This window comes from Kitasatospora sp. A2-31 (genome assembly GCF_022288725.1).
Lineage (GTDB): Bacteria > Actinomycetota > Actinomycetes > Streptomycetales > Streptomycetaceae > Kitasatospora.
Genome location: NZ_JAKNTA010000150.1, coordinates 1 through 1,641, shown reverse-complemented (window position 1 = coordinate 1,641; position 1,641 = coordinate 1). Strand labels below are relative to the sequence as shown.

Here is a 1,641-nt window from a genome sequence, read left to right as displayed (position 1 = left end):
CCTCCACCGGCCTGCTGGTGGTCGACGAGGCCCACTGCATCTCGGACTGGGGCCACGACTTCCGCCCCGACTACCGCCGGCTGCGGACCATGCTCGCCGACCTCTCGCCGGGCGTCCCGGTGCTCGCCACCACCGCCACGGCGAACGCCCGGGTCACCGCCGACGTCGCCGAGCAGCTCGGCACCGGCGGCACCGACGAACGCGCCCTGGTGCTGCGCGGCCCGCTGGACCGCGAGAGCCTCACCCTCGGCGTCCTCGGCCTGCCCGATCCGGCCCATCGGCTGGCGTGGCTGGCCGACCACCTCGACCGGCTGCCCGGCTCCGGCATCGTCTACACCCTGACGGTCGCCGCGGCCGACGAGGTGACGGCCTTCCTGCGCGAGCGCGGCTTCGCGGTGGCCTCCTACTCCGGCCGCACCGAGGACGCCGAGCGCCGGACGGCCGAGGCCGACCTGCTGGCCAACCGGGTCAAGGCGCTGGTCGCGACGTCCGCGCTCGGCATGGGCTTCGACAAGCCCGACCTCGGCTTCGTGGTCCACCTGGGCTCGCCCAGCTCGCCGATCGCCTACTACCAGCAGGTGGGCCGGGCGGGGCGCGGTGTCGACCGGGCCGAGGTCCTGCTGCTCCCCGGGCGGGAGGACGAGGCGATCTGGCGCTACTTCGCCTCGCTGGCCTTCCCTCCGGAGGAGCAGGTGCGCCGCACCATCGACGCGCTCGCCGAGGCCGGCCGGCCCCTCTCCACGGCCGCGCTGGAGCCCCGGGTGGATCTGCGTCGCGCCCGGCTGGAGACCATGCTCAAGGTGCTCGACGTGGACGGGGCCGTCCGCCGGGTCAAGGGCGGCTGGACGGCCACCGGGCAGAGCTGGGAGTACGACACCGCGCGCTACGCCAAGGTCGCCGCCTCCCGCGAGGCCGAGCAGCGGGCCATGCGCGAGTACGCGGCGGCCACCGGCTGCCGGATGGAGTTCCTGCGGCGGCAGCTCGACGACGAGCAGGCCGCGCCCTGCGGCCGCTGCGACAACTGCGCCGGGCCGCTGCACACCCCGGAGGTCTCCACCGAGGCCCTGGAGGCGGCCCGGGCTGCGCTCGGCCGACCGGGCGTGAGCTTCGAGCCGCGCCGGCTCTGGCCCACCGGCATGGACGCGCTCGGGGTGCCGCTCAAGGGCCGCATCCCGGTCGGCGAGCAGGCCGAGACCGGGCGCGCCCTCGGCCGGCTCTCCGACATCGGCTGGGGCAACCGGCTGCGCGCCCTGCTGGCCGAGCAGGCCCCCGACGTGCCCGTGCCCGGCGAGGCCGTGGACGCGCTGGTGGCCGTGCTGGCCGACTGGGCGCGCGGCCCCGGCGGCTGGGCCGGGCCCGCAACGGCCGAGGGCACCCGGCTGGACCGGCCGGTCGGCGTGGTGACCATGGCCTCGTCCACCCGGCCCCAGCTGGTCGGCAGCCTCGGCGCCCGGATCGCCGAGATCGGCCGCCTGCCGCTGCTCGGGCGCATCGAGTACGCGACCGGGCAGCCCCCGCACGGCGCGCGCAGCAACAGCGCCCAGCGGCTGCACTCGCTGGCGGGCACGCTCGTGCTGCCCCCGGAGCTGGCGGCCGCGGTGGCGGCCGCGGGCGGGCCCGTGCTGCTGGTCGACGACCTGG

1 protein-coding gene is annotated in these 1,641 nt (G+C 77.3%); it reads left to right on the top strand.

Annotated features, from left to right (window positions below; translation table 11 throughout):
- A partial coding sequence (locus MCM47_RS40370) for a helicase-related protein (RefSeq protein WP_238951797.1) occupies nt 1-1,641 on the top strand: 1,641 nt, incomplete at both ends.